The sequence below is a fragment of the Streptomyces sp. NPDC005775 genome (genome assembly GCF_042871565.1).
In the GTDB taxonomy this organism is placed as follows: Bacteria; Actinomycetota; Actinomycetes; order Streptomycetales; family Streptomycetaceae; genus Streptomyces.
The window spans coordinates 58503-81893 of sequence record NZ_JBIAIU010000013.1 but is presented as its reverse complement, the minus strand read 5'-3'; the positions used below and the strand labels follow the sequence as shown (position 1 = coordinate 81893).

Sequence of the window (23391 nt, the reverse complement as noted above, 5' to 3'; positions counted from 1 at the left end):
GGGAGAGTCGCAGTGACCACTGCCGAGCCGACACGGGCGAGCAGCAAGGCTTCCGCAGCTTCCGAGGGGAGCGCGGGCGGGGCGGACGGACCGGGTGGGCCGGACGTGACCCATGGGCTCACCGGGTGGCTCCACGGTTTCAAGGAGCGCTGCCTCAGGCATCCGGTCCTGCTGACGACCGCGGTCGCGGCAGTCGTCCACATGCTGTGGTTCCTCTTCTTCGCCAACAGCGGCGGTGACATCGCGGCCCAGGACGCCTGGGCCGAGTTCGTCGGCCGGCACCCCGGGACCGCGTACAACCTGGCCTGGTACGGGGGCATGCACCCCGTCTCGTACAGCGTCGTCTCGCCGTACCTGATGTCCCTGCTCGGCGTCCGTACGACGATGATGATCGCCGGGACGGTCTCGGCGGGGCTGACCTCGCTGATCCTCTACCGGGTGAAGGCGGTGCGCAATCCGCTGGCCTGCTCGATGGCTGGTGTCTTCGCGTACCTGTGCAACGCGCTGTCGGGCCGGGTGACGTTCGGGCTCGGCATGATGTTCGCGGTCGGTGCGACGGCCGCGGTGTTCTGCTGGCCCCACCGCTGGCGGTACAAGCGCTGGGCGAAGGCGGCCGTCGCCGCACCGCTCGCCGCCCTCGCGACGGCGGGCAGCCCGGTGGCCGGGCTCTTCCTCGGCGTGGTCGCGGCAGCGCTGTTCCTGAACAAGCGGCGCCCCGGCGCGTACGCCCTGGGGCTGGCGCCGGTCGCGGTGGTGGCGCTCTCCTCGTGGCTGTTCCCCTTCTCCGGGACGCAGCCGATGTCGATCGCGACGCTGTCGGGTCCGTTCATCTTCGCCTGGCTCGTCTTCTTCCTGGTGCCGGGCGACTGGAAGACGGTGCGCACCGCCGCCGCCGTGTACGGCATCGGGACGCTGCTGACGTATGTGATCGACTCGCAGATCGGCTCGAACGTCTCACGGATGGCGATGCTGTTCGGCGGAGTGCTGCTGCTCGCCGCGCTGCCGTACACGGTGCCCCGCTCCCGTAAGTGGTACGCGCTGGTCATCGCGTTCGCCGCACTGAACTTCTGGATCGGGTTCAAGGGCGTCGACGACATCGTCCGGACCGCGCCCACCGCGTCCTGGGCGCGCGAACTGGCACCGCTGGTGGACCAGCTCCAGAAGGTGGGTGCGGACAGGGGCCGGGTCGAGGTGGTCCCGCCGAGCAGCCACCGGGAGGCCGCCGCGATGCTGCCGTACGTCAACCTGGCCCGCGGCTGGAACCGGCAGGCCGACATGGAGCGCAACCCGCTCTTCTACGACGACACCCTGAACCCGGTCAACTACCGCCAGTGGCTCGACCGCTGGGCGGTGCACTACGTGGTGCTGCCGACGGGTGACCCCGACTCCAGCGGAGCCGTCCAGGAGGCGGAGCTGGTCGGCAAGGGACAGCCGTACCTCAAGGCGATCTGGTCCGATGCCAACTGGCGGCTCTTCGCGGTCGACAGCCCGGTGCCGATGGCCGATCCGCCGGCGACGGTGGACGAGGCCGGCGCGGGGGAGCTGACCATCCACGTGAAGGAGGCGGGCCGGGTGCTGATCCGTATCCCGTACTCGCGCTGGCTCGCCGTCGTCGACGAGAAGGGCAAGGGCCTGGAGCGGCCTCAGGAGACCGAGGTGTCCAAGAACCGCGCGGACGAGGACAGTCCGCGGTCCTTCGTCAACACCAACGGCTGCCTGATCAAGCTGGACGAGGACGAGCACGGCGACGAGTGGACGGAACTGCTGGCACCGCGCGCCGGGGTCTACCGGCTGGGCGCGCCCTACCAGCTGTCGCCCGGGACACCGTGCCCGGACGAACTGCGCTGACGCCCGCCCCCGGTCACCGCCTCGCGGTGCGGTAACCGGCCGGACGGCCCGACCAATTCCGTACGAGCTCTCCCTGCGGGGACGCGGCACTGGCAGGGTGTGCTGCCATGACGTGCCAACAGTGCGGCGGCGGACGACGTGGTGCGCTGCCCGGTATGAGCTGTCCCGACTGCGGTTCCGTGGCGCGCTCGGGCGGTGGCGGCGGTACGTGGATCGCCCGGGAGACGCTCGCGGGCCGGATATCCACGCTTCCCGGGAGCCGGAAGGCCTGGCTGGCGGCGGGCGTGGTGGTGCTGGCCGGCTCCCTGGTCACGGTGGCCTCGCTCATCGCGTCGGCGGGCGGCGAGACCCGCACCGGGGCGGTGGGCCGCGGGGGTGGCGGGGCCGGTGACCGGGTGGGCGGCGCCCCCACCCGGATCAGCCCCTCGGCCGCCGGACCGGCCCCCGGCGCCTCCGCCTCCGCCGCCACCTCCTCACCGGCCACGCCGGCCGCCCCGCCGGGGGAGCCCGCCTACCGGTACACGGCGTGGGCGGGCCCCGGCTGTTCGACGGGGGAGTACCGCGAGTACGGGCGCTTCGAGAACGGCGACGCGGGCTGGTACACGGTCACCTCGGGCGGCTTCCGCGGTGGGGCGTGCGACGGCCGGTTCAGCGCCGTCCCGATGTCCGGCAGCCCGGACGAGGACCGCGGCTCCACCGCCACCTGGTCCTGGCATCTGGGGTCCGGTTTCCGGGAGTGCGCGCTGACCGTCTTCGTGCCGCGCTCGGACCGGGACCGGGACGTCGCGGGGAACCCCACCGTGTACCGGGTGCTCTCCGATCCCCAGGACGCGGACTCGGCGTACACGGGCTTCGCCGTACGCCAGACCGTGCACCGGGGCAGCGCGGTCGACGTGAACAGCTACCCGGTCAAGGGCGACACCTTCGCGGTCCAGTTGATCGACCGGGGCCGGGACTGGGGCAGCACGCGGTTGGTGGGTGCGCACCACGCGGCGGCTCAGCTGAAGGTCTCCTGCCGTTGAGCGAAATGCCGCATGATTCCTCCATGGGGACATCGACATCAAGGGCCGGCTGGCGCAACACGACGCACGACTGGGCGGGCGTCGTCGATCTCGGCCACCTGGAGGGCATCCGGCGCGCTCCCGCCGAGTTCGCCCCGGGTGGCGTGGGGCACCTGATCCTCGAAGTCGTCGCGTACGCCGCCGACGAGGCGGAGTGCGACGGCGGGGGCAGCGCCCTCGTCACGCTGCATGCCGACGGTTCGGTGTCCGTGGCGGACGACGGGCGGGGCACCGACACCCGTCGCGACGAGCGGGGCGAGGTCGTGAAGAAGCCCGTCATGGCCACGAAGGACCTGCGGTTCTTCGACCGCCCCGGAGCGCGGACCCTTCCCGACGGGCATCCGCGGCGGGGCATGTCCGTCGTCGCCGCGCTCAGCGAGCACCTCGTCCACACCAACCGCCGCCGCAACGGCTGCTGGACCCAGCGCTACGAGCACGGCGTTCCGGTGACCGGCCTGGACCCGGTCGACGACGACGGCACTACGGGCACGCTGGTCCGCTTCCGCCCGGCGGAGCCCCTGTGCGCAGGCCCCGGTCCGGCGACGGACGAACTGGCGCGGTGGGCCGGGGTGTGGCCGTACCTGACCATCGAAATCGATGACCGGCGCGGGGGCTGAGCGCACTACTCCACGTCGATGCCGTACTCCTGGATCAGTTCCTCCAAGCCGCCGCGATAACCCTTGCCTCCGGTGACGAACTCCCAGTCGCCGTTGGAGCGACGGCGGAAGGATCCGAGCACGAGTGCCGTCTCGCCGGCGCGGCCGTCGGAGACGTCCAGCCGGTCGAGCGGCTTCCACTCGGAGTCGAGCAGCCGGATACCGGCGTCGGTGAAGCCGGACAGGTCGCCGGCGGGATCGGCCAGGGGATCGACGGCGGCGATGACGACGAGGCGGTCGGCCCGCGCCGGCAGGGCGTCGAAGGAGACCTGGATGGCGGCCCGGTCCGGCGCGACGGGCGGGAGCGCACGGACCGTACCGTCCGGTGTCCGCGGATTGTTGAAGAAGACGAAGTGGTCGTCGTCCAGCACCCGGTTGCCGTGGCAGACGATCGCGCACACGTCCAGGGCCGCGCTCCCCGACCAGTACATGCCCAACACGTTGTGCTCGTCCGTCTGGGCCTCGCTGTCCGGCGCCGTCCGCTGGGAGGGCACCCCCGGACGCTCCCCGGTGCCCAGACGCCCCCGCAGGCCGTGGCGGTGCAGAAGGTCGACGAGCTCGGCGCCCGCCAGCAGCTCCAAGGGCTTTCCGTCGGCGAAGTCGCGCGAGCCCGGCCCGAACCCGGACGTCGTGACCAGGACGCCCTTGTTGGCGCCGGCGTGCTGGACGGTGCCGTACAGATCGCGGACAGCGGTCGGCGGAACGGTGTTGCGGTAGCGCTTGACCTGGACGACGATCTTGCCGCCGCGAATCGGGGTCGGGTCCAGCGCGTCGACGTCCACACCACCGTCGTTCGAGCGCTGGGTGGTCACGGCCTGCATGCCCATGGCCCGGAACAGTTCGGCGACCAGCCCTTCGAAGACGAGGGGATCCATCGCGTACAGATCCGGCTCCTCCTGATCGTCGACGCCCCCATGGGTGACGACACCGTTGCCGACCTCGTCGGGCACCCGCCCGGGCCGCACGGCCGTGTACTGGTCGGGGCGCGCGGAGAGCTGCCCGTGGAGCCCGTCCACCAAGCAGTTGACCGCGTTCACCTGTTCCAGGTTCAGCGCGTCGAACGTCGCACGCGGCGCCATGACCGTACCGAGGAACATGGACGCCCGACGACCGGTCACCGGGTCGTGATCGTCCACGAAACCGTTCAACGCGACCGACTCCAGCGCACCGAACTCATCCGCCGCGAAGAGATCACGCAGAACGAGCAGCAGACACTGCGCGAGCACGTCCCGGTACAGGGCGCGGCGCTGCGTGACCGGCCGGGGTGACTCCTTCTCCTGATCGGCGTTGATCATGTAGCGCACCGACTTCGCCTCCGGGACGACGTCGTACCGGGGCAGCTCCCAGTTCAGTACCAACTGGCGGGCGTCGGAGTCGTACGCCGCCGAGACCTGACGGGGCAGGTCCTCGGGCCAACTGGCCGACGCGTAGAGCGCGGCGGAGAAGTACTCCACCGCCGCCTCGGCATCTCCGCCACGCAGCCCCGTCGCCATCTCGGCGACCCCGGCGTTGTGCCGACGGATCTCGCCCAGCCGCTCCCCGGCCCACTGCTGGTACTGACGCTGATATGTGCCCAGTTGGTGCTGCCGCCGCACTTCGGCCGCCTGCGCGGCCTGCCAGTCGCGTTCGAACCTGGCCCGGGCATCGGCCTGTGCCTGAGCCCGCCCGCCGGCGGTCCAGCCACCCCCCTGCGGCTGGTACTGGTACTCGTTCGGGTCGGGCATCCGGACGGGCTGCGCGAGCTGCCCCGGGGCGAACGCCTCGACCTGCTCCACCCGGGTCAGGGCCGCGGCCCTGAACGCCGGAGCACGGCACCCGGCCGCCAACAGCCCCTGCAACGACTCGACCCGTGCGTCGATCTCCGCCGTACGCCGCCGTGCCTCCGCCTCGCGCTGCTCGCGGTAGGCCGCCTTCTGCTCGCGATGACTGCGCGCGAGGTCCCGCTGGTGCGTGCGTTGTCGCCTCTCCTGATCCTGTTGGTACCTGGCTTGCGCCTCACGTTGACGTTGCTGTTGGCGCTGCGCTTCAGCCCAGACACCGACCAACCCATTGGAGCGACGGCTCATGCTCGACAGGCCCTCCCCACCAGCGCCCCGGCGCCCGCGCGTCAGGACCTGGCCCCATAACCAGCAGTGATGAGGCGACTTTACTGGGCAACTACGCGGGCGCCCATGCCCTTGCCGCACCGGCTCGCACTGACCGGCCCGGACCGCCGCGGATCGGGTGGCCGGTTGACCAATCGTTGGTCAACTGTTGGTCAACCGCTGGACCACCCTGAGGACTTGGCCCGCTCCGTCCTCGGTCTGCATCCGCTGTGCCGCCATCGAGGCGGCTCGTGCGTACGTCTGCTGCCGCACGACCTGGCGGAGAGACCCGGCGAGGCGTTCGGCGGTCAGGGACCGGAACGGTTGGTGGGTCCGGGAAGACGAGGGCAGTCCGACCCCGGTCTCACGTTCCGGCCAACCAGCAACCAGAGCACTCCGCTCCCGTCCCGCGCCAGCTCACGCAAACGGCCCCGGACGAGAAGTCCGAGGCCGAGTAGAGCCCGTCTCCGGGGGAAACCCCAGGTCGTGGCACCGTCGCTCCTCCTGGGGTCGGACCGGTGTCAGTGCCACTTGCTAGATTGCCTGGTGGATAGAGACCGGTCAGAGAACCTTCGAGGTCCGCGGTCAAGGGGGGCGGGCATAAAGGTCCCCGGGAGCCACCTCGGGACTATGCTGCAAGCCGTAGATCCCCGCCCCCCTCACCCTCCAAGAGGCCAGCGGTCGGCACCTCCACTGAACGGTGGTACTGGGAAGGCTCCCTCAAATGTCCCCAGGTGCGATACGGCGATCGGCGCTCTCGGTGTCGTCGTCGTCCACGTCTCCGTGGGCGCACCATGCCTGACAGGGATGAGGCCTCACCTCATCCCTGGCAGGTCGATCTCCAGCTCTGTCCAACAGCGCGGATATGCCTGATCCCCACCACTCACGCGAGTGCGAAGCATGAAGACAGTGCCGGCCTCGATGGTCAACAACAGGCGATTGACAAGGCTCCGAAGTCTGCGGCCGTCCGCCCCGTCGCCTTCCCGGACGAGATCCTGCCCGACGTCATCGAGCACCTTGAGCGCTACGCCGGTGCCGGCCGTGACGGTCACGTCTCCCTCGGGCCCCAGGGCGGACAGCTGCGGCGCAGCAACTTTCGGGACGACTGGATCAAGGCGCGCAAGGATGCGGGCATCGCTGCCGACGTCCACTTTCACGATCTGCGCCACACGGGAAACAACCTCGTCGCTGCCACGGCGAGCACGCGTGAGCTGATGACGCGCATGGGACACAGCACCGCCCGCGCTGCGCTGATCTATCAGCACATGACCGCCGACGGGGACCGGGCCATCGCTGACCGGCTGGGGGCGATGATCCGCAAGCAGCAGGGAAACACCGGGACGTAGTGGCACGCGCGTGGCACAGACGTGATCATGCGAAAGGGCCAGTTCGAGAGGATCAAGCCTCCGAACTGGCCCTTAATGCTGTGCCCCCGGCAGGATTCGAACCTGCGACACCCGCTTTAGGAGAGCGGTGCTCTATCCCCTGAGCTACGAAGGCGGGGCTTGCCGAGCACGTTTCCGGAAACCCCAGGGGGATACCGGGCGGAGTGTGGCAAACGCCCTGGTCATACGGCCTTGGGGCGGTGCCGGGGCAACATCCGGAGGGATGCTTCTCCCGAGCAGGCGCACAAAAGGTCGACTGACCGCTGACAGCCTAGCGGATGGGGGTTGCGGAGTTCGCCCCCGTTGCCGCTGAGCGGCGTCAGGGGTCTGCGGCGCGCAGTCCGACCTGGCGGAGGTGGTGCGGGTGCGTCGCCGACCTCCGGGGGGAGAGCGGACTGTGCGGGGTTTCGCGCGATCGTCCGTGCGCTCTCCGGGTTGCGGAGAAGGGCGAGTGGTCCTTGGGGGGGGGGAGGGGGGGGCTGGTGGGTGCATTTGAGGGGACGCATGCCGATGAGGAGCCGGGCGGCCCCTCATCGGCCCTTGGCTGTCGTGGCGGGCGAGGGCCCGCTCAGCTGCCGCTCTGTCAGGGGGCGGGGAGTGGCGACGTGTCGGTGGCCACGCCGCGCAGGCGGGTCAGGATGCCCTTGGTCGCCTTGTCGTAGCAGGTGAACTCGTTGTGCAGCACGGATTCGGCGTTGGCCATCTCCATCAGTGCCGCGAGCTCGAACGCGAGCTGCGGTGCGTCGGCGTCCCTCTCGATCTCGCCCGCCTGCTGCGCCTCGCGGACCGTCTGCTCGATGAAGGCGAACCAGTCGGTGCGGGCGGCGGCGAGCGCGTCGTGGACCTTGCCGTCGCGGGCGTCGTACTCGGCCGAGACCGAGTAGAAGAAGCAGCCGCCCGGGAAGACCCGCTGCCGTGAGTAGTCGAGCCAGCCGGCACACAGCCGCCACAGGCGGTCCAGCCCCGGTGGCAGGTCGCTGACCGGCTGGACGACGTGGGCCAGGTAGACCTTGACGGCCGCCCGGACCGTGGCGAGCTGCAGGTCCTCCTTGGAGCCGAACAGCGCGAACACGCCGCTCTTGCTGAGCTTCAGCTCGGTCGCGAGCCGGCCCAGCGAGAGGCCCTCCAAGCCCTCGATGGAGGCGATCTCCACGGTGCGCTCGAGGACCAGCCGGCGAGTCTGGTTCCCGCGCGCGATCCGCCCGTCGGTGTGTGTCTCCGGCATGCCCCGCCTATTCCCTGGGCCAGACCCTCATGGTGCCGCCGCTGGTGGCTCAGTCTACCGAGTAGGTGGACGATCGTGCGGTTAGTGTGGTGGCCGCTACGGCGTCCGGGCTGTGCTCGACGAAGACCAGGACGGCGCGTACGACGTCGGGGGTCACCCAGAATCCGGCGGTGGCCCCCGCTCGTGGTGATCAGTCGTGCCTGATCGCCGAATGCGGTGGTATCGCGCCATGCCGGCTTTCGAGGTGCCCCCGGGAGCCGGATCAAGGTGCGGATGTCAGGGACGCGGCCTCCCATCCGAATCCGTCCGGGTCGGTGAAGGCGCCGGAATCGCCCACGAGCGCGATGCGGTGCGATCCCGTGCCGTCGACAGGGACGCCGACGTCCTTGGCGAGCGCGCGGCGCCCGTACAGGGCCAGCTTCACGGGGCTTCCCTGGGTGTCGAACTCGACGTACTTGCTGCCGAAGCTCTTGGCCACGGTGAGGCCTTGCTCGACGTAGAAGCGCTTGCTGGCGGTCACACTCGCGGTGCCCAGCAGGAGCACCATCTGGTCGATCCGGCCGGTGGCCGGGGCCGTGTCCTTCTTGGCGGATGTCGCGATCTTCCAGATCGTTCCGTCCGGGGCCCGGAAGACGCCGCCGTAGCCCCAGAACGACTTCGAGACGGGCTTCAGTGCCGTGGCGCCGGCGGCGAGTGCCGCGTCGACGAAGCCGCGGACGTCGGCCGGCTGGGAGAACGTGAGCGAGAGCGAGAACCCGCGGAATCCCGTGGTGGGCGCGTCGGAGGCGCGGAGGTTCACACGCTCGTCCAGGCCGAGGGCGGTGTAGAAGCGGTGGGCGGCCGTGGTGTCGGCCACCTCAAGGGTGAGGGCTTCGATGGAGGTCATGTGCTTCACGCTAGATGTGACCCTGCCGCGGGTGCTTCTTGATTCCTGACCGGTTCGGAGCCGGGCAGCCGGGCATTCGCCCGGTCGCCGCTTGCCGTGCGCGCGCAGGGCGCGCTGTACGGAGCCGATCGGAGTGGGGGAGGCGATGGGTGGCAAGGACACGGCCGCTCCGGAGCAGGTTTCCGCGACTGCTCGTGCCCGGCGGGGGCGCGCTGTGCGCAGGGGTCTCTTGACGGGGTGTGGGTGCGGGCCTAGCGTCGCGAAGATCGTGAGCATGCGCCCAGGAAGGTCGTTCGTGCCGCACACCGATCGGACCTCAGCCACACCTCCCTCACCCGAGCCGGCCCCGGCGAACGCCGCAGCCGCGACCGAGGCCGCGACCGAGGCCGCGACCGAGGCGGCCCGGGTGCGTGCCGCGCTGACCGGTCCCGGTGGCCCGTTCGCTGTCGTACGGGCCGAGGACGGGCCGCAGGCGGGCGCGCTGGTGTACGCGGACGGGCCCAGGACGCTCCGTGAGTTCGTGGAGACCACGTGGGCGTTCGGGGACCAGCCGTTCCTGATCGCGGGGGAGCGCAGCTGTTCGTACGGGGAGTTCTTCGCCGCCGCGTCAGCGCTGGCGTGCCGGCTGAGCGAGACGTACGGGCTCCGGCCGGGAGACCGGGCCGTGGTCGCGATGCGCAACCATCCGGAGTGGCAGATCGCGTTCTGGGCCGCCCAACTGGCCGGGCTGGTCGCCGTTCCGCTGAACGCGTGGTGGACGGAGGGCGAGTTCACGTACGCGCTCGACGACTCCGGACCACGGGTGCTGCTGGTCGACGGGGAAAGGCTGCCGCTGGTCGCGGACTGGGCGCGGAAGGCCGGGGCGCGCGTGATCGTCTTCCACGGCGAGGACCAGCACGGCCACGACCGGCACGGCGAGGGCGTCGAGAGGTACGAGGACCTGCCCGCGCCCGATCCGCTCGCCGCGCCGCCCGAGGTCGAGATCCGGCCCGAGGACGACGCGACGATCATCTACACCTCGGGCACCACCGGCAGGCCCAAGGGGGCCGTCGCCACTCAGCTCGCCCAGGCGGGCGCCGCCCGCAACCCCCGCTTCCACGCGGCGGCCTCCGCGCTCGCCCGGGGAGTCATCCCCGGGCAGGGGCCCGCACCCGTCACGCTGCTGACGTTCCCGTTCTTCCACGTCGCGGCGTTCACCAGCCTCTGTGCGGCGATGTCGGCGGGTGGTGCCGTCGTCCTGATGCACAAGTGGGACGCGGAGGAGGCGTTGCGGCTGATCCGGAAGCACGGCGTCACGCACTACGCCGGTGTGCCGGCGACCGCCCTGCAACTGCTGGCCGCGGCCGCCGGGACGGGAGACCGGCTGGAGAGCCTTCACATGCTCAACACCGGTGGGGCGGCGGCACCCCGGGACCTGGTCGCCCAGCTGACCGCCCGCTACGGGGAGCGGATCGAGCCGCGCAACGGGTACGGGCTGACCGAGACCGGCGGCGGCGTCCTGGCGAACTTCGGCGCCGAGTACCGGCTCCATCCGGGCAGCGTGGGGCGGCCGACGCCGACCACCGAGGTGCGGATCGCCGGTCCGGCGGGCGAGGCGCTGCCCGAGGGGGAGACAGGGGAGCTGTGGCTCCGGGGCCAGGCGCTGGTCCGTGGCTACTGGCAGGACGAGGAGGCCACGGCGCAGGCGTTCACCGGCGGCTGGTTCCGTACCGGCGACCTGGCGGTGATGCGGGAGGGGAGGGTCGACGTCGTCGACCGGATCAAGGACATGGTCGTCCGAGGCGGCGAGAACGTGTACTGCGTCGAGGTCGAGTCGGTGCTGCACGACCACCCGGACGTGGAGGACGCGGCAGTGCTGGGGGTGGCCCACCCGGTGCTGGGCGAGGAGGTCGCCGCGGTCGTCCGGCTCCGCCCCGGTGCCGGCGTCACGGTCGAGGAGCTGCGGGAGCACGTGGGCCACGCCCTGGCCGCGTTCAAGGTCCCCGCCCACGTGCTGGTGTCCGAGGGGCCGCTGCCTCGCAACGCCTCCGGAAAGATCCTCAAGCGCGAGTTGCGCGGACGGGTGGCGGCCGAGGTGGAGCGGGTCAGAGGCGCGTGATGCGTACGCGGTAGTCCCCCTTGGAGTCCTTGTCGAGCACCGAGATGTGGATTCCGTTGGCCCGGTCGGTGAAGGACTGGCCGGGCTGGAACGGGGCGTCGGAGAGCTCGGTGTGCACGTTGGGCAGCCGGGTGCAGCCGCTGCTGTCCTTGGTGCTGTCCGTGACGGACACGGGCCCCTGGCCGGTGTCGACGTCCGAGCTCACCTTGTAGATCAGCACGCCCGGGCGGCACACCTCCTGGTCGTTGCCCGACTGCGTCCGTACCTCCACCGCGTAGCCGGATTCCGCGGTCAGCGGGACGAACGCCAGCTTCGTGCCGCCGTGGGTGGCCAGCGGTTCCAGGACGTGGTCGCTGGTGCCGGGCCGGGAGGCGCAGCTGATCTGGTCGTTGTCGAGCCAGCCGAGCTTCCACTTGTGCCAGCCCAGCAGGTCGTTGTTGGCGCCCCAGTCCTCCGACATGATGTCCCAGTGCCCGACAGAGCCCCCGCCCTCCATCGTGTAGAGGTCGGGCAGGCCGAAGACGTGGCCGTTCTCGTGCGGGAGGACGCGGTAGCCGGTCTGGGGGTACGAGCCCGAGCCGTCGTCCTGGCGGCTGTAGATGAAGGACGTGTTGGAGAGCGGGACGCCGTCGGCGTACGGGGCGTCGTCGTTGCCCGAGAAGGTCACGGACAGCACGGTGTCCAGGGCCGAGGGCCCGGCGTTCGGGGTGACCAGGATGTTGATCAGGTCGTACGCGGTGAAGTCCACCTTGGGGTCGGCGACGGCGACGATGTCCTGGACGAGGCGGCGGTAACCCGGTTCGTACGGTGATCCGCGCTCGATCCCGTACTCCGCGAACGGCAGCGGCATCCGCAGCCAGGACTTCACCGGTGCTTCGGGTACGTAGGTGAGCCGCCCGTAGGAGCTGGTGCGGAACCAGTCCGTGGTCTGCGGGAAGAACTCCGCGAGCCGGTCCATCGCCGGATCCTTCCCCGGCGCGTCAGGGAAGTCGATCATCAGGTTGAGCGCGTGGACCTGGCCGGTGGAACGGGCGTAGCCCGGTTGTGTGGGCATGCCCTCCGACATCTGGACCCCCATGGTCGTCGATATCCGGCACGGGCCCAGACCGGCCGGCTGTGCGGTGGTCATCGGTCCCGCGGAGGCCCGGCTGGGCAGGGGGAGGGTGTTGCTGGCCGAGGCCAGGGCCGCGATGACCAGGGCCGTTGCCGCGCCGAGGACGACCGGGTGGCGGTGCTTGCGTATCCGGTGGCGGGGCTGCTGCATAGAGGCGCCTTCGGGTCCGCGGCAGCCGGCCGACCCCTGACTGCGCTCTGTCGATCAGCATTGGCCGGGCGGTGCGGCGCCGCGCGGTGGGTGCGCCGATCGGCTGGTTTTCCCGGTTTCGAGCTGCGTGACCCAGGTCACAGAGCGGCCGGAAATAACCGGGGATCATTTCCCCGTTTGCACCGGTGTCCCTGCGAAGCGGGGAGGCGGTCCCCGGTTAGCCGGGAGCCGTACCTCGGCAGAGGACCGCAGAGCCGAGAGGCCGCAGTACCGACAGACCGCAGTACCCCGACAGACCGCAGTACCGACACACCGCACGCAGCGGAAGCAGTAACCGGAAGACCAGGAAGAGAAGGAGCGCCGTCGTGGACACCGTCGCCCGCACCGCAGCCGGAACCGCGCAGCCGCGTACGCCCCGCCCGAGGGCCGACGCGCTGCGCAACCGGGAGCGGATCGTGACGGCCGCGCGCGAGATGTTCGTCGAGTTCGGCCCCGATGTGCCGCTCGACGAGGTCGCCCGCCGCGCGGGCGTCGGCAACGCCACCCTCTACCGCAACTTCCCCGACCGGGCCGCACTGACCCATGAGGTCGTCCTCGCGGTCACCTCCCGCACCACCGACCGCGCCGAGGAGGCCGCGCAGGAGGAGCAGGATCCCTTCGTCGCGCTCAGCCGCTTCGTGCACGCGGCGGCCGACGAACGGATCGGGGCCCTGTGCCCCATGCTGTCCGGCGGCTTCGACAAGGACCACCCCGAACTGCTCGCCGAGCTCCGGCGCCTCGAAGAGGCCGTCGACGGGCTGGTCGAGCGTGCCATGTCCGCGGGACGCCTGCGCACCGACATCGCCGTCGGCGACGTACTGGTCGTCCTCTCCCAGCTCACCCGGCCGCTGCCGGGCATCGCCTGTCCGAACATCGACCGGTTCACCCACCGCCACATCCAGCTGTTCCTGGACGGCCTGGAGGCTCCGGCCCGTTCCCGGCTGCCCGGGACGACGGCGACCTTGGAGGACCTGCGGCGCCGCGCGTGACCGCCACGCAGGGTTTCCGGACCGGACGCCCGGCCGTGTGTCCACGACGCCCGGGCCACCGCCTCGACCACTGCCTTCTGCCTGATCAGAACTGACCCACCACCCACCCTCGCTCTTCTCCTCACCGACCGGCCTTCACCGGGTTCACCGGCCTTCACCGAACGCACGGTCCACGACCTCGCGCGCCTTCGCGCGTCCTTAGGTGGCTACTCCCATGTCAAAAACAGCTGATATCCGGCTTCCGGACCCCAGTCGCTGGAAAGCGCTGGCGTTCATCGCGCTCGCGCAGTTGATGGTCGTGCTCGACGCCACGATCGTGAACATCGCGCTTCCGCACGCCCAGACGGACCTCGGCATCACCGATGCCAACAAGCAGTGGGTCATCACGGCCTACGCCCTCGCCTTCGGCGGGCTGCTGCTCTTCGGAGGCCGGATCGCCGACCTCTGGGGCCGTAAGCGCACCTTCGTCGTCGGTCTGATCGGCTTCGCGCTGGCCTCCGCACTCGGTGGCGCGGCACAGAACCAGGGGATGCTGTTCGGCTCCCGCGCCCTCCAGGGCGTGTTCGGCGCGCTGCTCGCCCCGGCGGCCCTCTCGCTGCTCGCGGTGATGTTCACCGATGCCAAGGAGCGCGCCAAGGCGTTCGGCATCTACGGGGCGATCGCCGGTGGCGGTGGCGCCGTCGGCCTGATCCTCGGCGGCCTCCTCACCCAGACGCTGAACTGGCGCTGGACGTTCTTCGTCAACATCCCGTTCGCGATCGTCGCCGCGGCCGGTGCGTACTTCGTGATCCGCGAGCCGGCCGGCAGCCGCAACCGCTCGTCGCTCGACATCCCCGGCGTCGTGCTGTCCGCCCTGGGTCTGGTCGCGCTGGTCTACGGCTTCACCCGCGCCGAGTCCAGCGGCTGGTCGGACACGCTGACCATCGGTACGTTCGTCGCCTCGGCCGTGCTGCTGCTGGCGTTCGTCCTGACCGAGGCCAAGGTCAAGTCGCCGCTGCTCCCGCTGCGCGTCGTGATGGACCGCAACCGCGGTGGCGTCTACCTCTCGCTGGGTCTGGCCATCATCGCGATGTTCGGCCTGTTCCTGTTCCTCACGTACTACCTGCAGGTCGTCCAGGGCTACTCGCCGATCAAGACGGGCTTCGCCTTCATGCCGATGATCGTCGGCATGATCACCGGCTCGACGCAGATCGGCGCCCGGCTGATGACGCGGGTTCCGGCCCGCATGCTGATGGCCCCCGGCTTCCTGACCGCCGGCATCGGCATGCTGCTCCTCACGCAGCTGGAGATCGACTCGTCCTACGCGGCGGTCATCCTGCCGGGCCAGCTCCTGCTGGGCCTCGGTATGGGCACGGCGTTCATGCCCGCCATGTCGCTCGCCACGCACGGCATCGAGCCGCGTGACGCGGGTGTCGCCTCCGCGATGGTCAACACCTCGCAGCAGGTCGGCGGTGCGATCGGTACGGCGCTGCTCAACACCATCGCCGCCTCGGCCGCCACGGCGTACGCCACCTCGCACGCCGCGCTCGGTGCCACCGACCCGGAACTGCTGAAGCTCCAGTCGATGGTGCACGGCTTCACCGGTGCCATCTGGTGGGCCGTCGGCATCCTGGTGGTGGCCGCCGCGATCGCGGGGACCTTCATCAACGCCGGCCGTCCGTCGGCCACCACGACGTCCGGGGGCTCCGGCTCCGGTGACGCCGAGGGTGTCGAGGACGAGTTCAGGGTGCCGGTCGTCGCACACTGACGCCTGCGCGAGAAGGCCCGTGCCCTCTGTGACGGGGTGAAGCGAGTTCTGCCCCGGTTCCGTATCCATCTACGGAACCGGGGCAGAGGAGTATGCGGCGTGGGTGGTCAGCGGAGCCAGGGGAGGTCCGCGTCGGTGCCTTCCGGCTGGAGCCCGGCCGCCATGACCTGCATGACCTCGCCGAGCGTACGCACCTGCTCGGGGGTGAGCCGGTCGAACATCGCCTGGCGTACGGCGCTGACGTGGCCGGGGGCCGAGCGGCGGAGCATCTCGTAGCCCTCGTCGGTGAGGACCGCATTCTGGCCGCGCTTGTCGGACGGGCAGTCCTCGCGGCGCACCCAGCCGCTCTTCTCCAGCCGGGCGACGGCGTGCGAGAGCCGGGAGCGCGTGATCTTGGCGTTCTTCGCCAGTTCGGTCATCCGCATCTGGCGGCGGGGCGCCTGGGAGAGCTGCACGAGCAGCCCGTAGTAGATGTGCGGCATGCCGGCATCGCGCTGCAACTGGCGGTCGAGATGGTCCTCCAGGAGCGTGGTGGCGTGCAGATACGCACGCCAGACGCTCTGTTCTTCGTCGGTGAGCCAGCGCGGCCCACCGGTGGATGCCGTGGTCATGTACTCCACTGTACGACCTTTTCTTGAAAGTTGAACTAGATAGAGCTAAGGTCTCCAGAAGTAGGAACTTGAAGATTAAAGGAAAGTTCCTGTGGAAGACCCGTAGAAGACTTACCTTGAGTAGCAGTGGATGGGGAGTGTCATGACAGTCACCGCGGAGCGCATGCCCGCCCTCTATCTCTCCCACGGCGCTCCGCCGCTCGCCGACGACCCCGTGTGGCCGGGCGAACTGGCGGCCTGGTCCGCCGGGCTGCCGCGACCCACCGCCGTCCTCATGGTCTCCGCCCATTGGGAGGAGGCCCCGCTCGCGCTCGGCGCCACCGAGACGATCCCGCTGGTCTACGACTTCTGGGGCTTCCCCGAGCACTACTACCAGGTCCAGTACGCCGCACCGGGCGCCCCCGCGCTGGCCGAGAGCGTCCGCAAGCTGCTGCGTGGCGCCGGTACGCCGGTCCAGGACATCCCGGACCGGGGCCTCGACCACGGGGCGTACGTCCCGCTGGTGGAGATGTTCCCGGCGGCCGACATCCCGGTACTGCAGATCTCCATGCCGACGCTGGACCCGCAGAAGCTGATGGACATAGGGCGCAAGCTCGCGCCGCTGCGCGACGAGGGAGTACTGATCGTCGGCAGCGGCTTCTTCACCCACAACCTGGCCGCGCTGCGGCATCAGGGCGGCGGCACCCCCGCATGGTCGGCGGAGTTCGACGACTGGGGGCACCGCGCGCTCCAGGCGCAGGACATCGACGCGCTGCTGGACTTCGAGCACAAGTCACCGGCCGGCCGGCTGGCCCACCCGCGCACCGAGCACTTCGCCCCCCTGTTCGTCACGCTCGGGGCGGCGGAGCACGAGCTGGACCAGGGGCGCAGCGTGATCGACGGCTTCTGGCTGGGTCTGGCCAAGCGCTCGGTGCAGTTCGGCTGAGGCGTGGGCGCGTTCTCCGCGCCCTCACCTGCCGGGCGAAGGGCCGGCAGGTGAGGGCGGGCGGTCAGAGCGCCGGAGGGTTCAGCTCGACCGACTGGAGCGCGGCGGCCAGGGCCGTCGCGTCACCGACGTCCAGCGCGGTGTCGGTGAACTTGATGGTGTGGTCGTCGCCGTGCTCGGCCGCCCGCGCGAACACCTCTTCCGGGGACAGTCCGCCGGACACGGCCACCCGCTCGGCGGGCCGCGCAGGGGAGTACGCGGCGGTGACCGCCGCGCTCGCCGCCCAGGCGGCCCCCAGGCTCGGCGCCCACAGCTCGCGGGGGAGCGCGGGCAGGGTGCGCAGGACTGCGTTGGGCGCGGTCGCGGCGTGGACCAGCATGATCGGCTCGCCGTACCCGTACGCCGCGTAGCGATGGGTGGCGGCCCGCACCAGTTCCTCCAGCCGGGCGCGCGCCGCGTCGGGGTCGGCGACGGCGTGACCCGGCCACGCCGGGATCGCGGTCAGCTGGCCCAGCCGGTGCCGGATGCCGCCGCTCTGGTCGGGAACCGGGGCCACGGCGTCCAGCGCGGTGGCGGCGTCGGCCGCCGGGGCGAGCGAGGACAGCTGGGGCAGTGGCTGCCGGCGGGCGGCCCAGTAACCGAGTGCGTGGGCCAGCTCGGTCACGCGGGGCGCGCTCTCCGGTGCGCCCAGCAGGGTGCGCACGCTGTGGCCGACCCGGATCACCGGGTGCGTGGCACCGGCCGCGATGCCGGGCAGGAGTCTCGGCCACCACTCGGCGAGGACCTCGCGCCAGGGGCGGGCGGCCGTCTCGCGCTCGAAGTACACCGCCCAGTCGGCGATGCGCCGCGGATCGCCGAGCGCCTCCTGCCAGTTCTGTGAGGTCACCTCGGCGACCGGGTCCGGCATGTCCTCCAGCTTCTCCCGGTAGTGGTCCAGCCACCGGTGCACCCCCGGCGCCCCGCCGTGGCGCACCAGCGCCTCGACGGCCATCGGGGCGTGATTGCTCAGCCAGCCGCCGCGCTCGGGGCCGAAGGTGTGGAGCCGCTCCAGTGCTTCGTCGAGCGTGCCGGAGGCATCGGGCGGGGTGTGTGTCGTGAGGTCCATGCGGGATCACGCTAGGGGCCGCCCGGGGGCCCCGTAACGGGCTGCGGTCCCGGGTGGGGCGGGCGCCGGGACTAGGTCTGCGGTCCCAGGCGTTTCTCGTACCAGGCGACGTCCCAGTACCGGTCGAACTTCCGGCCGACCTCCTCGTACGTACCGATGTGGCGGAAGCCGAAGCGCTCGTGCAGCCGGACCGAGGAGGCGTTCGGCTGGGTGATCCCCGCGTACGCGCGGTGCAGGTCCTCACCGGCCAGGGCCTCGAAGAGCGCCGAGTAGAGGAGGGTGCCGACGCCCCGCCCCGTGGCTTCGGCGGAGCAGTAGACGCTCACCTCGACGGATGTGGAGTACGCCGCCTTCGGGCGGAACGCGCTGCTGGTGGCGTAGCCCACGACCCTGGGGGCCGTCCCGCTCGTTTCGTCCACATTACGGACATCCTGAGCAACCAGAAGCCGGTGCGGGCCGTCTTCAGGGTGGGAGAGCAACCACGGCAGGCGTTGCTCGGGGGTGAAGGGGGCCGTGTCGAATGTGAGGGCGGTCTCACGTACGTAATGGTTGTAGATGTCCGTGAGGGCCTCCAGATCGCTCTCGATGCCCGCCCTGACCTGCACTTCCGTGACCGGCTGTGTCATGTGCCCTCCCTGGTGGCGCGACAGGGTACTGCATGATCGCGAAAATGAATGCCGGCCGTGGGAATTCTGTCCGGATTCCAGTCGTTGTTTCCATCGGATGCAGGGCACTCGAAAGGGTGTCGCGACCTACTCAGCAAGGGAGCTCGCATGGCAACCCGTGCCGTCGCCCGTCGTTCGTCCGCCACCGGCGGGACCAACCGGGCAAGCAGTGTTCGCGCCGTGGGCGGGGAGATCGCCGATCGCGACCTGGTCGGCATGTACCTGGACGAGATCGCGCGCACGCCGCTGCTCGATGCCGCCAAGGAGGTCGAGCTGTCGCAGACCCTGGAAGCAGGTGTTTTCGCGCGGCAGGTCCTCGACGGTGCGGTGGAGAGCGAAGCCGGCGGGGCCTCGCGCGAGGAGCTGGAGGCGCTGGTCGCCGAGGGCGAGCGCGCCAAGGACGTATTCATCCGTTCCAACCTGCGGCTCGTCGTCGCGGTCGCCCGCCGCTATCCGCGGGCCGGGCTGCCCCTGCTCGACCTGATCCAGGAGGGCAACGCAGGTCTGGTGCGCGCGGTCGAGAAGTTCGACTACGCCAAGGGCTTCAAGTTCTCCACGTATGCGACGTGGTGGATCCGGCAGGCCATCACCCGCTCCATAGCCGACCAGTCCCGCACGATCCGGCTCCCCGTCCACCTGGTGGAGGAGCTCGGCCGTATCCGCCGTGTCCAGCGCGAGTTCAACCGTGAGAACGGGCGGGACCCGGAGCACTCGGAGATCGCCGCCGAGCTGGACTCGACCACGTCGCGGGTCAGTGACGTCCTGGACTGGGCCCGTGACCCGGTCAGTCTCAACATGTCGGTGGACGACGCCGGCGACACGCAGTTCGGTGACCTCCTGGAGGACACCTCCGCCGTTTCGCCCGAGCAGTCCGTCATGACGCTGCTGCGCAGTGAGGAGCTGGAGGAGCTGATCGGCAAGCTCGACAACCGCACCGCGTCGATCATCCGCATGCGGTACGGCATCGAGGACGGCCGTGAGCGGACCTTGACCGAGGTGGGCAAGCAGCACGGGCTCACCCGCGAGCGGATCCGCCAGATCGAGAAGCACGCACTGCTCGAACTGAAGCGAATGGCTCACGACACGGGCTTTGACGCTGCGGCATGAGCTCGCGTCCAGTAACCTCCGAATTGGGCCGCTTCACATCGGCGGCCCCCTAGAGCTGAGTCCCGGCGCCCACCCCCCCTGGCGCCGGGGCTCATCCTTTTTTCCGGCACCGTTACGGGCTCCGGTGCCCCGGTACCGCGAAGGTCTCTCTCAGGCGGCAGGCGTCGCCGCCGCGCGGGTGAGCCTGCCGCCCAGGTCGTTCAGGTACGCCACCAGTTGCGCCGGCTGGTGCGCGGTGAACTCGCAGTCCACCAGAGCCAGGCGCAGCGCCACCCATTCCAGCGAGTCGGTCAGCACCGCCCGCAGCCGGCAGCCGTGCGCGCCGGTCTGCTCCAGCGGCCCCATCGAGGCCGGCAGACGTGAGGCCACGAACTCGGCGGGGGCCGCGAAGCTCACGTCGACCGCCAGCTCCGGCTGCCTGCGCGCCATGGAGCGGGTGAGGAACTCCGCCGCGTCGCCGGTCGGCAGCTCGCGCGGTGTGAAGCGGGCGCCGGTCGCGTACGGATCGCTCACCCGGTCGACACGGAAGGTGCGCCAGTCCTCCCGCTCCAGGTCGTACGCGACGAGATACCAGCGCCACCCGGTGCTCACCAGCCGGTACGGCTCCACCTGCCGCCGCGTCTCGGCGCCGTCCCCCGCGCGGTAGGCGAACCGCAGCCGCTCCCGCCCGGTGACCGCCGACGCCATCACGGTCAGCGTTTGCGGGTCGATCGTCGAGCCGTCACCGCGGGCCAGCGGCATCGTCGCGTTCTGGAGGGTGGAGACCCGGTGGCGCAGCCGGGAGGGCAGCACCTGCTCCAGCTTGGCCAGGGCCCGTACGGAGGCTTCGTCGACGCCCTCGATGGCATGCCCGGCCCCGGCCCGCAGGCCCACGGCGATGGCCACCGCCTCCTCGTCGTCCAGCAGCAGCGGCGGCATCGCCGTACCGGCCACGAGCCGGTAGCCGCCGATCGAGCCGCGGGACGCCTCGACGGGATAGCCCAGGTCCCGGAGGCGGTCGATGTCGCGGCGGATGGTGCGCGGACTGACGTCGAGCCGGTCGGCGAGTTCACTGCCCGGCCACTCGCGCGGCGTCTGGAGCAGTGACAGCAGATTCAGCAGTCGTGCCGGGGTGTCGGTCATGTCACTCAGGATGCCCGCCCATTGGGTCATGACCTGACCTAATCGACGTTTAACTTCCTCATATGACTTCTTCCGCATCCCTGCCGTCACCGGCGGACGCCCCGGCGGCGTCCCCGGACCCGTCGGACCGCCGCCGGTGGTTCGCGCTGGCCATCGTGATGACCGCGGCCTTCATGGACCTGGTCGACGTCACGATCGTCAACATCGCCATCCCCAGCATCAAGGCGGACACCGGCGCCTCGTTCAGCTCGATCCAGTGGATCACCGCCGGGTACGCCCTGGCCTTCGCCGCCGGTCTGATCACCGGTGGCCGGCTCGGTGACATCTACGGCCGCAAGCGGCTCTTCCTGATCGGGATCGGCGGCTTCACCGTCGCCTCCGCGCTCTGCGGATTCGCCGCCAACCCGGAGATGCTCGTCGCCTCGCGCATCCTCCAGGGCGGCACGGCCGCGCTGATGGTGCCGCAGGTGCTGTCCATCGTGCACGCCACGTTCCCCGCACACGAGCGCGGCAAGGTCTTCGGCCTCTTCGGCGCGATCGTCGGTCTCGGCGCCGTGTCCGGGCCGCTGCTGGGCGCACTGCTCACCGAGTGGAACATCGCCGGTCTCGAATGGCGCCCGATCTTCCTGATCAACCTGCCGGTCGGCATCGCGGGTCTGGTCCTGGGGCGGAAGTTCATCACGGAGTCCAAGGCGCCGAAGGCGCTGCGCCTCGACCTGGTCGGGGTGGTGCTGGTGACGCTGGGGATGCTCATGCTCATCTACCCGCTGACCCGTGGCGAGGAGCTGGGCTGGCCGCTCTGGGGCTATGTGTCGATGGGCGGCAGCGTCGTCGTCTTCGCCGCCCTCGTGCTGTTCGAGCGGGCGAAGGCGCGCCGGGACGGTTCGCCGCTGGTCGAGCTGTCGCTGTTCCGGGTCAAGAGCTTCGCCGCGGGCATCGCCGTGCAGCTGACCTTCGGCATCGGCCTCGGCATCTTCTTCCTGGTCTGGACGCTGTACATGCAGGAGGGGCTCGGCTGGAGCGCGCTGCGAGCCGGCACGACCGGTATCCCGTTCTCGGTCGCCGTCTCGTTCGCCGCCGGTATCTCCGTACAGAAGCTGGTACCGCGCTTCGGGCGCAAGGTGCTCCAGGTGGGGGCGCTGTTCATGATCGCCGGTCTGCTGCTCTACATCTGGGAGTCCGACCGCTACGGCATGGGCATCACGTCCTTGCAGATGGCGTTGCCGCTGGTGGTCATGGGCGTCGGCATGGGGCTGATCGTGGCCCCGCTGGCCGACGCGGTGCTGTCCGAGGTCCCCAAGGAGCACGCGGGATCGGCCTCCGGGCTGTTCAACACCGTGCAGCAGATGGGCAATGCGCTGGGGCTCGCGCTCGTCTCGGTCGTCTTCTTCGGGGCGATGGGTGACAGGCTGACGCCGCCGCAGGTCGGTCCGGCGTTCGCCGACGCCTTCGAGCACTCGCTGTGGTGGGTGGCCGGCGTGCTCGCGGTGATCTTCCTGGTGATGTTCGCGCTGCCGGCCCGGCCCAAGCAGCACGTGGAGGGCGGCGACGAGAGCGCCGACATCGCGGAGGAGCCCGTCAAGGAGCCGGTGCTGACGCACTGAGCCGGCGGTAGGCAGCAGCGGAGGACGGAAGATCCGACGGTGCCCGCATCCCCGAGGGGATGCGGGCACCGTCATGCTCGTACGGCGCCGGAACGCGGCGCGTCAGCAGATGCGGGTGCGGCTCTCCATCGCTTCACGCGCCGCTTCCTCGTCGCCGTACACCTCGCACATGTGGCGGCCGTCCGGTGTCGCCGTGTGCTCGACCTCCCACAGGCTCGTCTCGCTGCCGTCGAGGAGCAGGAAGGCGTGCTCGTACAGCGTGAATCCGGCGTCCCGCCCGTCCACCTGGCACTGCCGGCCGAAGATCTGGGTGATGTGGTGGGCGAACGCCGCTCGCAGCAGGTGGGCCGTCTCCTCGCCCGGCACGTTCCGGTTCTCCGCCCGGCGCAGGACCCGGCGGGCGTGGTCCGCGGAGTTGTCCGGGGCGTACATCCGGGGCAGCGGGGCCGGTGGCGCCGCCATGAGGGCGTCGAGGATCTCCAGGTCGGCCTGCGCCCCCTCCTGCCCGAAGACCGGGCCGTCGCAGAAGCCGCCGGTCAGGCGGGCCGCCGCGACGTGGGCGTCGGCCTCCTCGTCGTACAGCTCGTGCTGCCGCAGGCCGGACTCCGCGCCGAAACCGGTGTCCGCGGCGTCGCGCGGGCCGCAGTGCACCAGCTCCCACAGGGCGAGCGGCGTGCCGTCGGCCAGCAGATACGTGTGCCGGTAGGTCTCGCGGTGCAGGGAGGAACTGTGGTGCGAGGAATGCAGGGAGCTGCTGTGGGCCAGCGCGGTGCCGAGCCGCTCGACCGTACTGTCGGGCAGGTCGAACGAGTTGAGGGCCCGTCGGAGGAGTCGCTCGATGTGCTGCTCGGTTGTCTCGTACGGATCGCTCAAGGTGCTGTCTCCAGGCCGTCGCCGCGTGTGACTTGATGCGTGCTCAACGTAGTCCCTGGGTCTGACATCGTGACCGCGGTTGAGAAAAACGTACGAC

The 23391-nt window shown here is 70.6% G+C and carries 19 protein-coding genes and 1 tRNA gene; 10 read left to right on the top strand and 10 right to left on the bottom strand.

What is annotated here, in order from left to right; genetic code table 11:
- The first annotated feature begins 12 nt into the window (after window positions 1-12).
- From ACFYPA_RS27455 to ACFYPA_RS27445, 3 genes are all read left to right on the top strand, one after another.
- Window positions 13-1848 (top strand): MFS transporter, encoded by a 1836-nt coding sequence (locus ACFYPA_RS27455; protein ID WP_389134756.1) that lies wholly within the window; start codon window positions 13-15, stop codon window positions 1846-1848.
- A gap of 155 nt (window positions 1849-2003) precedes the next feature.
- Window positions 2004-2870, top strand: coding sequence for an adhesin (locus ACFYPA_RS27450; RefSeq protein WP_359315297.1), 867 nt, complete (start codon window positions 2004-2006; stop codon window positions 2868-2870).
- 23 nt (window positions 2871-2893) lie between these two features.
- Complete coding sequence (locus ACFYPA_RS27445; protein ID WP_359086420.1) at window positions 2894-3526, top strand: ATP-binding protein; 633 nt, start codon at window positions 2894-2896, stop codon at window positions 3524-3526.
- A gap of 5 nt (window positions 3527-3531) precedes the next feature.
- Here ACFYPA_RS27445 and ACFYPA_RS27440 read toward each other — a convergent pair whose 3' ends face one another.
- Complete coding sequence (locus ACFYPA_RS27440; RefSeq protein ID WP_389134752.1) at window positions 3532-5631, bottom strand: restriction endonuclease; 2100 nt, start codon at window positions 5629-5631, stop codon at window positions 3532-3534.
- An 812-nt stretch (window positions 5632-6443) separates the two neighbouring features.
- Here ACFYPA_RS27440 and ACFYPA_RS27435 point away from each other — a divergent pair.
- Window positions 6444-6995 carry a tyrosine-type recombinase/integrase gene (locus ACFYPA_RS27435; RefSeq protein WP_389134750.1) on the top strand — a complete coding sequence of 184 codons (552 nt, stop codon included), beginning with the start codon at window positions 6444-6446 and terminating at the stop codon, window positions 6993-6995.
- Between the two features lie 81 nt (window positions 6996-7076).
- Here ACFYPA_RS27435 and ACFYPA_RS27430 read toward each other — a convergent pair.
- From ACFYPA_RS27430 to ACFYPA_RS27420, 3 genes are all read right to left on the bottom strand, one after another.
- Window positions 7077-7149, bottom strand: a tRNA-Arg gene (locus ACFYPA_RS27430).
- A 468-nt stretch (window positions 7150-7617) separates the two neighbouring features.
- The gene (locus ACFYPA_RS27425) at window positions 7618-8259 is read right to left on the bottom strand and encodes a TetR/AcrR family transcriptional regulator (protein WP_389134748.1); all 642 of its coding nucleotides are present in this window, start codon (window positions 8257-8259) and stop codon (window positions 7618-7620) included.
- A 262-nt stretch (window positions 8260-8521) separates the two neighbouring features.
- Complete coding sequence (locus ACFYPA_RS27420; protein ID WP_359086426.1) at window positions 8522-9145, bottom strand: glyoxalase; 624 nt, start codon at window positions 9143-9145, stop codon at window positions 8522-8524.
- Window positions 9146-9440: 295 nt separating this feature from the next.
- Here ACFYPA_RS27420 and ACFYPA_RS27415 point away from each other — a divergent pair, with 295 nt between their 5' ends.
- Complete coding sequence (locus tag ACFYPA_RS27415; RefSeq protein WP_389134746.1) at window positions 9441-11243, top strand: class I adenylate-forming enzyme family protein; 1803 nt, start codon at window positions 9441-9443, stop codon at window positions 11241-11243.
- On the opposite strand, the gene ACFYPA_RS27410 is transcribed toward ACFYPA_RS27415, so the two are convergent.
- On the bottom strand, window positions 11230-12507 hold the full coding sequence (locus ACFYPA_RS27410; RefSeq protein WP_389134743.1) for a M6 family metalloprotease domain-containing protein: 1278 nt from the start codon (window positions 12505-12507) through the stop codon (window positions 11230-11232). The two genes, ACFYPA_RS27415 and ACFYPA_RS27410, sit on opposite strands and share 14 nt — an antisense overlap.
- A gap of 365 nt (window positions 12508-12872) precedes the next feature.
- Here ACFYPA_RS27410 and ACFYPA_RS27405 point away from each other — a divergent pair, with 365 nt between their 5' ends.
- Together ACFYPA_RS27405 and ACFYPA_RS27400 are read left to right on the top strand one after the other, a co-directional pair.
- Window positions 12873-13535 (top strand): TetR/AcrR family transcriptional regulator, encoded by a 663-nt coding sequence (locus tag ACFYPA_RS27405; RefSeq protein WP_359355340.1) that lies wholly within the window; start codon window positions 12873-12875, stop codon window positions 13533-13535.
- Window positions 13536-13749: 214 nt separating this feature from the next.
- Window positions 13750-15282 carry an MFS transporter gene (locus tag ACFYPA_RS27400; protein ID WP_359086431.1) on the top strand — a complete coding sequence of 511 codons (1533 nt, stop codon included), beginning with the start codon at window positions 13750-13752 and terminating at the stop codon, window positions 15280-15282.
- A 107-nt stretch (window positions 15283-15389) separates the two neighbouring features.
- Here the strand turns inward: ACFYPA_RS27400 and ACFYPA_RS27395 are convergent, their stop codons facing one another.
- The gene (locus ACFYPA_RS27395; RefSeq protein WP_359086433.1) at window positions 15390-15902 is read right to left on the bottom strand and encodes a MarR family transcriptional regulator; all 513 of its coding nucleotides are present in this window, start codon (window positions 15900-15902) and stop codon (window positions 15390-15392) included.
- A 133-nt stretch (window positions 15903-16035) separates the two neighbouring features.
- Between ACFYPA_RS27395 and ACFYPA_RS27390 the strand changes: the two genes are divergently transcribed.
- On the top strand, window positions 16036-16818 hold the full coding sequence (locus ACFYPA_RS27390) for a class III extradiol ring-cleavage dioxygenase (RefSeq protein WP_359086434.1): 783 nt from the start codon (window positions 16036-16038) through the stop codon (window positions 16816-16818).
- A gap of 64 nt (window positions 16819-16882) precedes the next feature.
- Here ACFYPA_RS27390 and ACFYPA_RS27385 read toward each other — a convergent pair whose 3' ends face one another.
- The gene (locus ACFYPA_RS27385) at window positions 16883-17923 is read right to left on the bottom strand and encodes a questin oxidase family protein (protein ID WP_389134739.1); all 1041 of its coding nucleotides are present in this window, start codon (window positions 17921-17923) and stop codon (window positions 16883-16885) included.
- Between the two features lie 71 nt (window positions 17924-17994).
- A complete protein-coding gene (locus ACFYPA_RS27380) occupies window positions 17995-18549 on the bottom strand; it encodes an N-acetyltransferase family protein (RefSeq protein WP_359355349.1) in 555 nt (184 codons plus the stop codon).
- 147 nt (window positions 18550-18696) lie between these two features.
- On the opposite strand from ACFYPA_RS27380, the gene ACFYPA_RS27375 reads away from it, so the two are divergent.
- Window positions 18697-19695, top strand: a complete 999-nt coding sequence (locus ACFYPA_RS27375; RefSeq protein WP_359086439.1) for a sigma-70 family RNA polymerase sigma factor — start codon at window positions 18697-18699, stop codon at window positions 19693-19695.
- 150 nt (window positions 19696-19845) lie between these two features.
- Here ACFYPA_RS27375 and ACFYPA_RS27370 read toward each other — a convergent pair whose 3' ends face one another.
- On the bottom strand, window positions 19846-20817 hold the full coding sequence (locus ACFYPA_RS27370) for a transcriptional regulator (protein WP_359086440.1): 972 nt from the start codon (window positions 20815-20817) through the stop codon (window positions 19846-19848).
- Window positions 20818-20879: 62 nt separating this feature from the next.
- Between ACFYPA_RS27370 and ACFYPA_RS27365 the strand changes: the two genes are divergently transcribed.
- The gene (locus ACFYPA_RS27365; protein WP_359086442.1) at window positions 20880-22421 is read left to right on the top strand and encodes an MFS transporter; all 1542 of its coding nucleotides are present in this window, start codon (window positions 20880-20882) and stop codon (window positions 22419-22421) included.
- Window positions 22422-22523: 102 nt separating this feature from the next.
- Here ACFYPA_RS27365 and ACFYPA_RS27360 read toward each other — a convergent pair whose 3' ends face one another.
- Window positions 22524-23294, bottom strand: a complete 771-nt coding sequence (locus ACFYPA_RS27360; RefSeq protein ID WP_359086444.1) for a DUF6227 family protein — start codon at window positions 23292-23294, stop codon at window positions 22524-22526.
- Window positions 23295-23391: the final 97 nt, after the last annotated feature.

Coding starts and splice junctions, on each gene's coding strand:
- ACFYPA_RS27370 (WP_359086440.1), bottom strand. CDS start 20,817: ATGACCGACACCCCGGCACGACTGCTGAATCTGCTGTCACTGCTCCAG.
- ACFYPA_RS27425 (WP_389134748.1), bottom strand. CDS start 8,259: ATGCCGGAGACACACACCGACGGGCGGATCGCGCGCGGGAACCAGACT.
- ACFYPA_RS27450 (WP_359315297.1), top strand. CDS start 2,004: ATGAGCTGTCCCGACTGCGGTTCCGTGGCGCGCTCGGGCGGTGGCGGC.
- ACFYPA_RS27385 (WP_389134739.1), bottom strand. CDS start 17,923: ATGGACCTCACGACACACACCCCGCCCGATGCCTCCGGCACGCTCGAC.
- ACFYPA_RS27375 (WP_359086439.1), top strand. CDS start 18,697: ATGGCAACCCGTGCCGTCGCCCGTCGTTCGTCCGCCACCGGCGGGACC.
- ACFYPA_RS27420 (WP_359086426.1), bottom strand. CDS start 9,145: ATGACCTCCATCGAAGCCCTCACCCTTGAGGTGGCCGACACCACGGCC.
- ACFYPA_RS27445 (WP_359086420.1), top strand. CDS start 2,894: ATGGGGACATCGACATCAAGGGCCGGCTGGCGCAACACGACGCACGAC.
- ACFYPA_RS27390 (WP_359086434.1), top strand. CDS start 16,036: ATGACAGTCACCGCGGAGCGCATGCCCGCCCTCTATCTCTCCCACGGC.
- ACFYPA_RS27380 (WP_359355349.1), bottom strand. CDS start 18,549: ATGACACAGCCGGTCACGGAAGTGCAGGTCAGGGCGGGCATCGAGAGC.
- ACFYPA_RS27435 (WP_389134750.1), top strand. CDS start 6,444: ATGCCTGACAGGGATGAGGCCTCACCTCATCCCTGGCAGGTCGATCTC.
- ACFYPA_RS27400 (WP_359086431.1), top strand. CDS start 13,750: ATGTCAAAAACAGCTGATATCCGGCTTCCGGACCCCAGTCGCTGGAAA.
- ACFYPA_RS27365 (WP_359086442.1), top strand. CDS start 20,880: ATGACTTCTTCCGCATCCCTGCCGTCACCGGCGGACGCCCCGGCGGCG.
- ACFYPA_RS27440 (WP_389134752.1), bottom strand. CDS start 5,631: ATGAGCCGTCGCTCCAATGGGTTGGTCGGTGTCTGGGCTGAAGCGCAG.
- ACFYPA_RS27410 (WP_389134743.1), bottom strand. CDS start 12,507: ATGCAGCAGCCCCGCCACCGGATACGCAAGCACCGCCACCCGGTCGTC.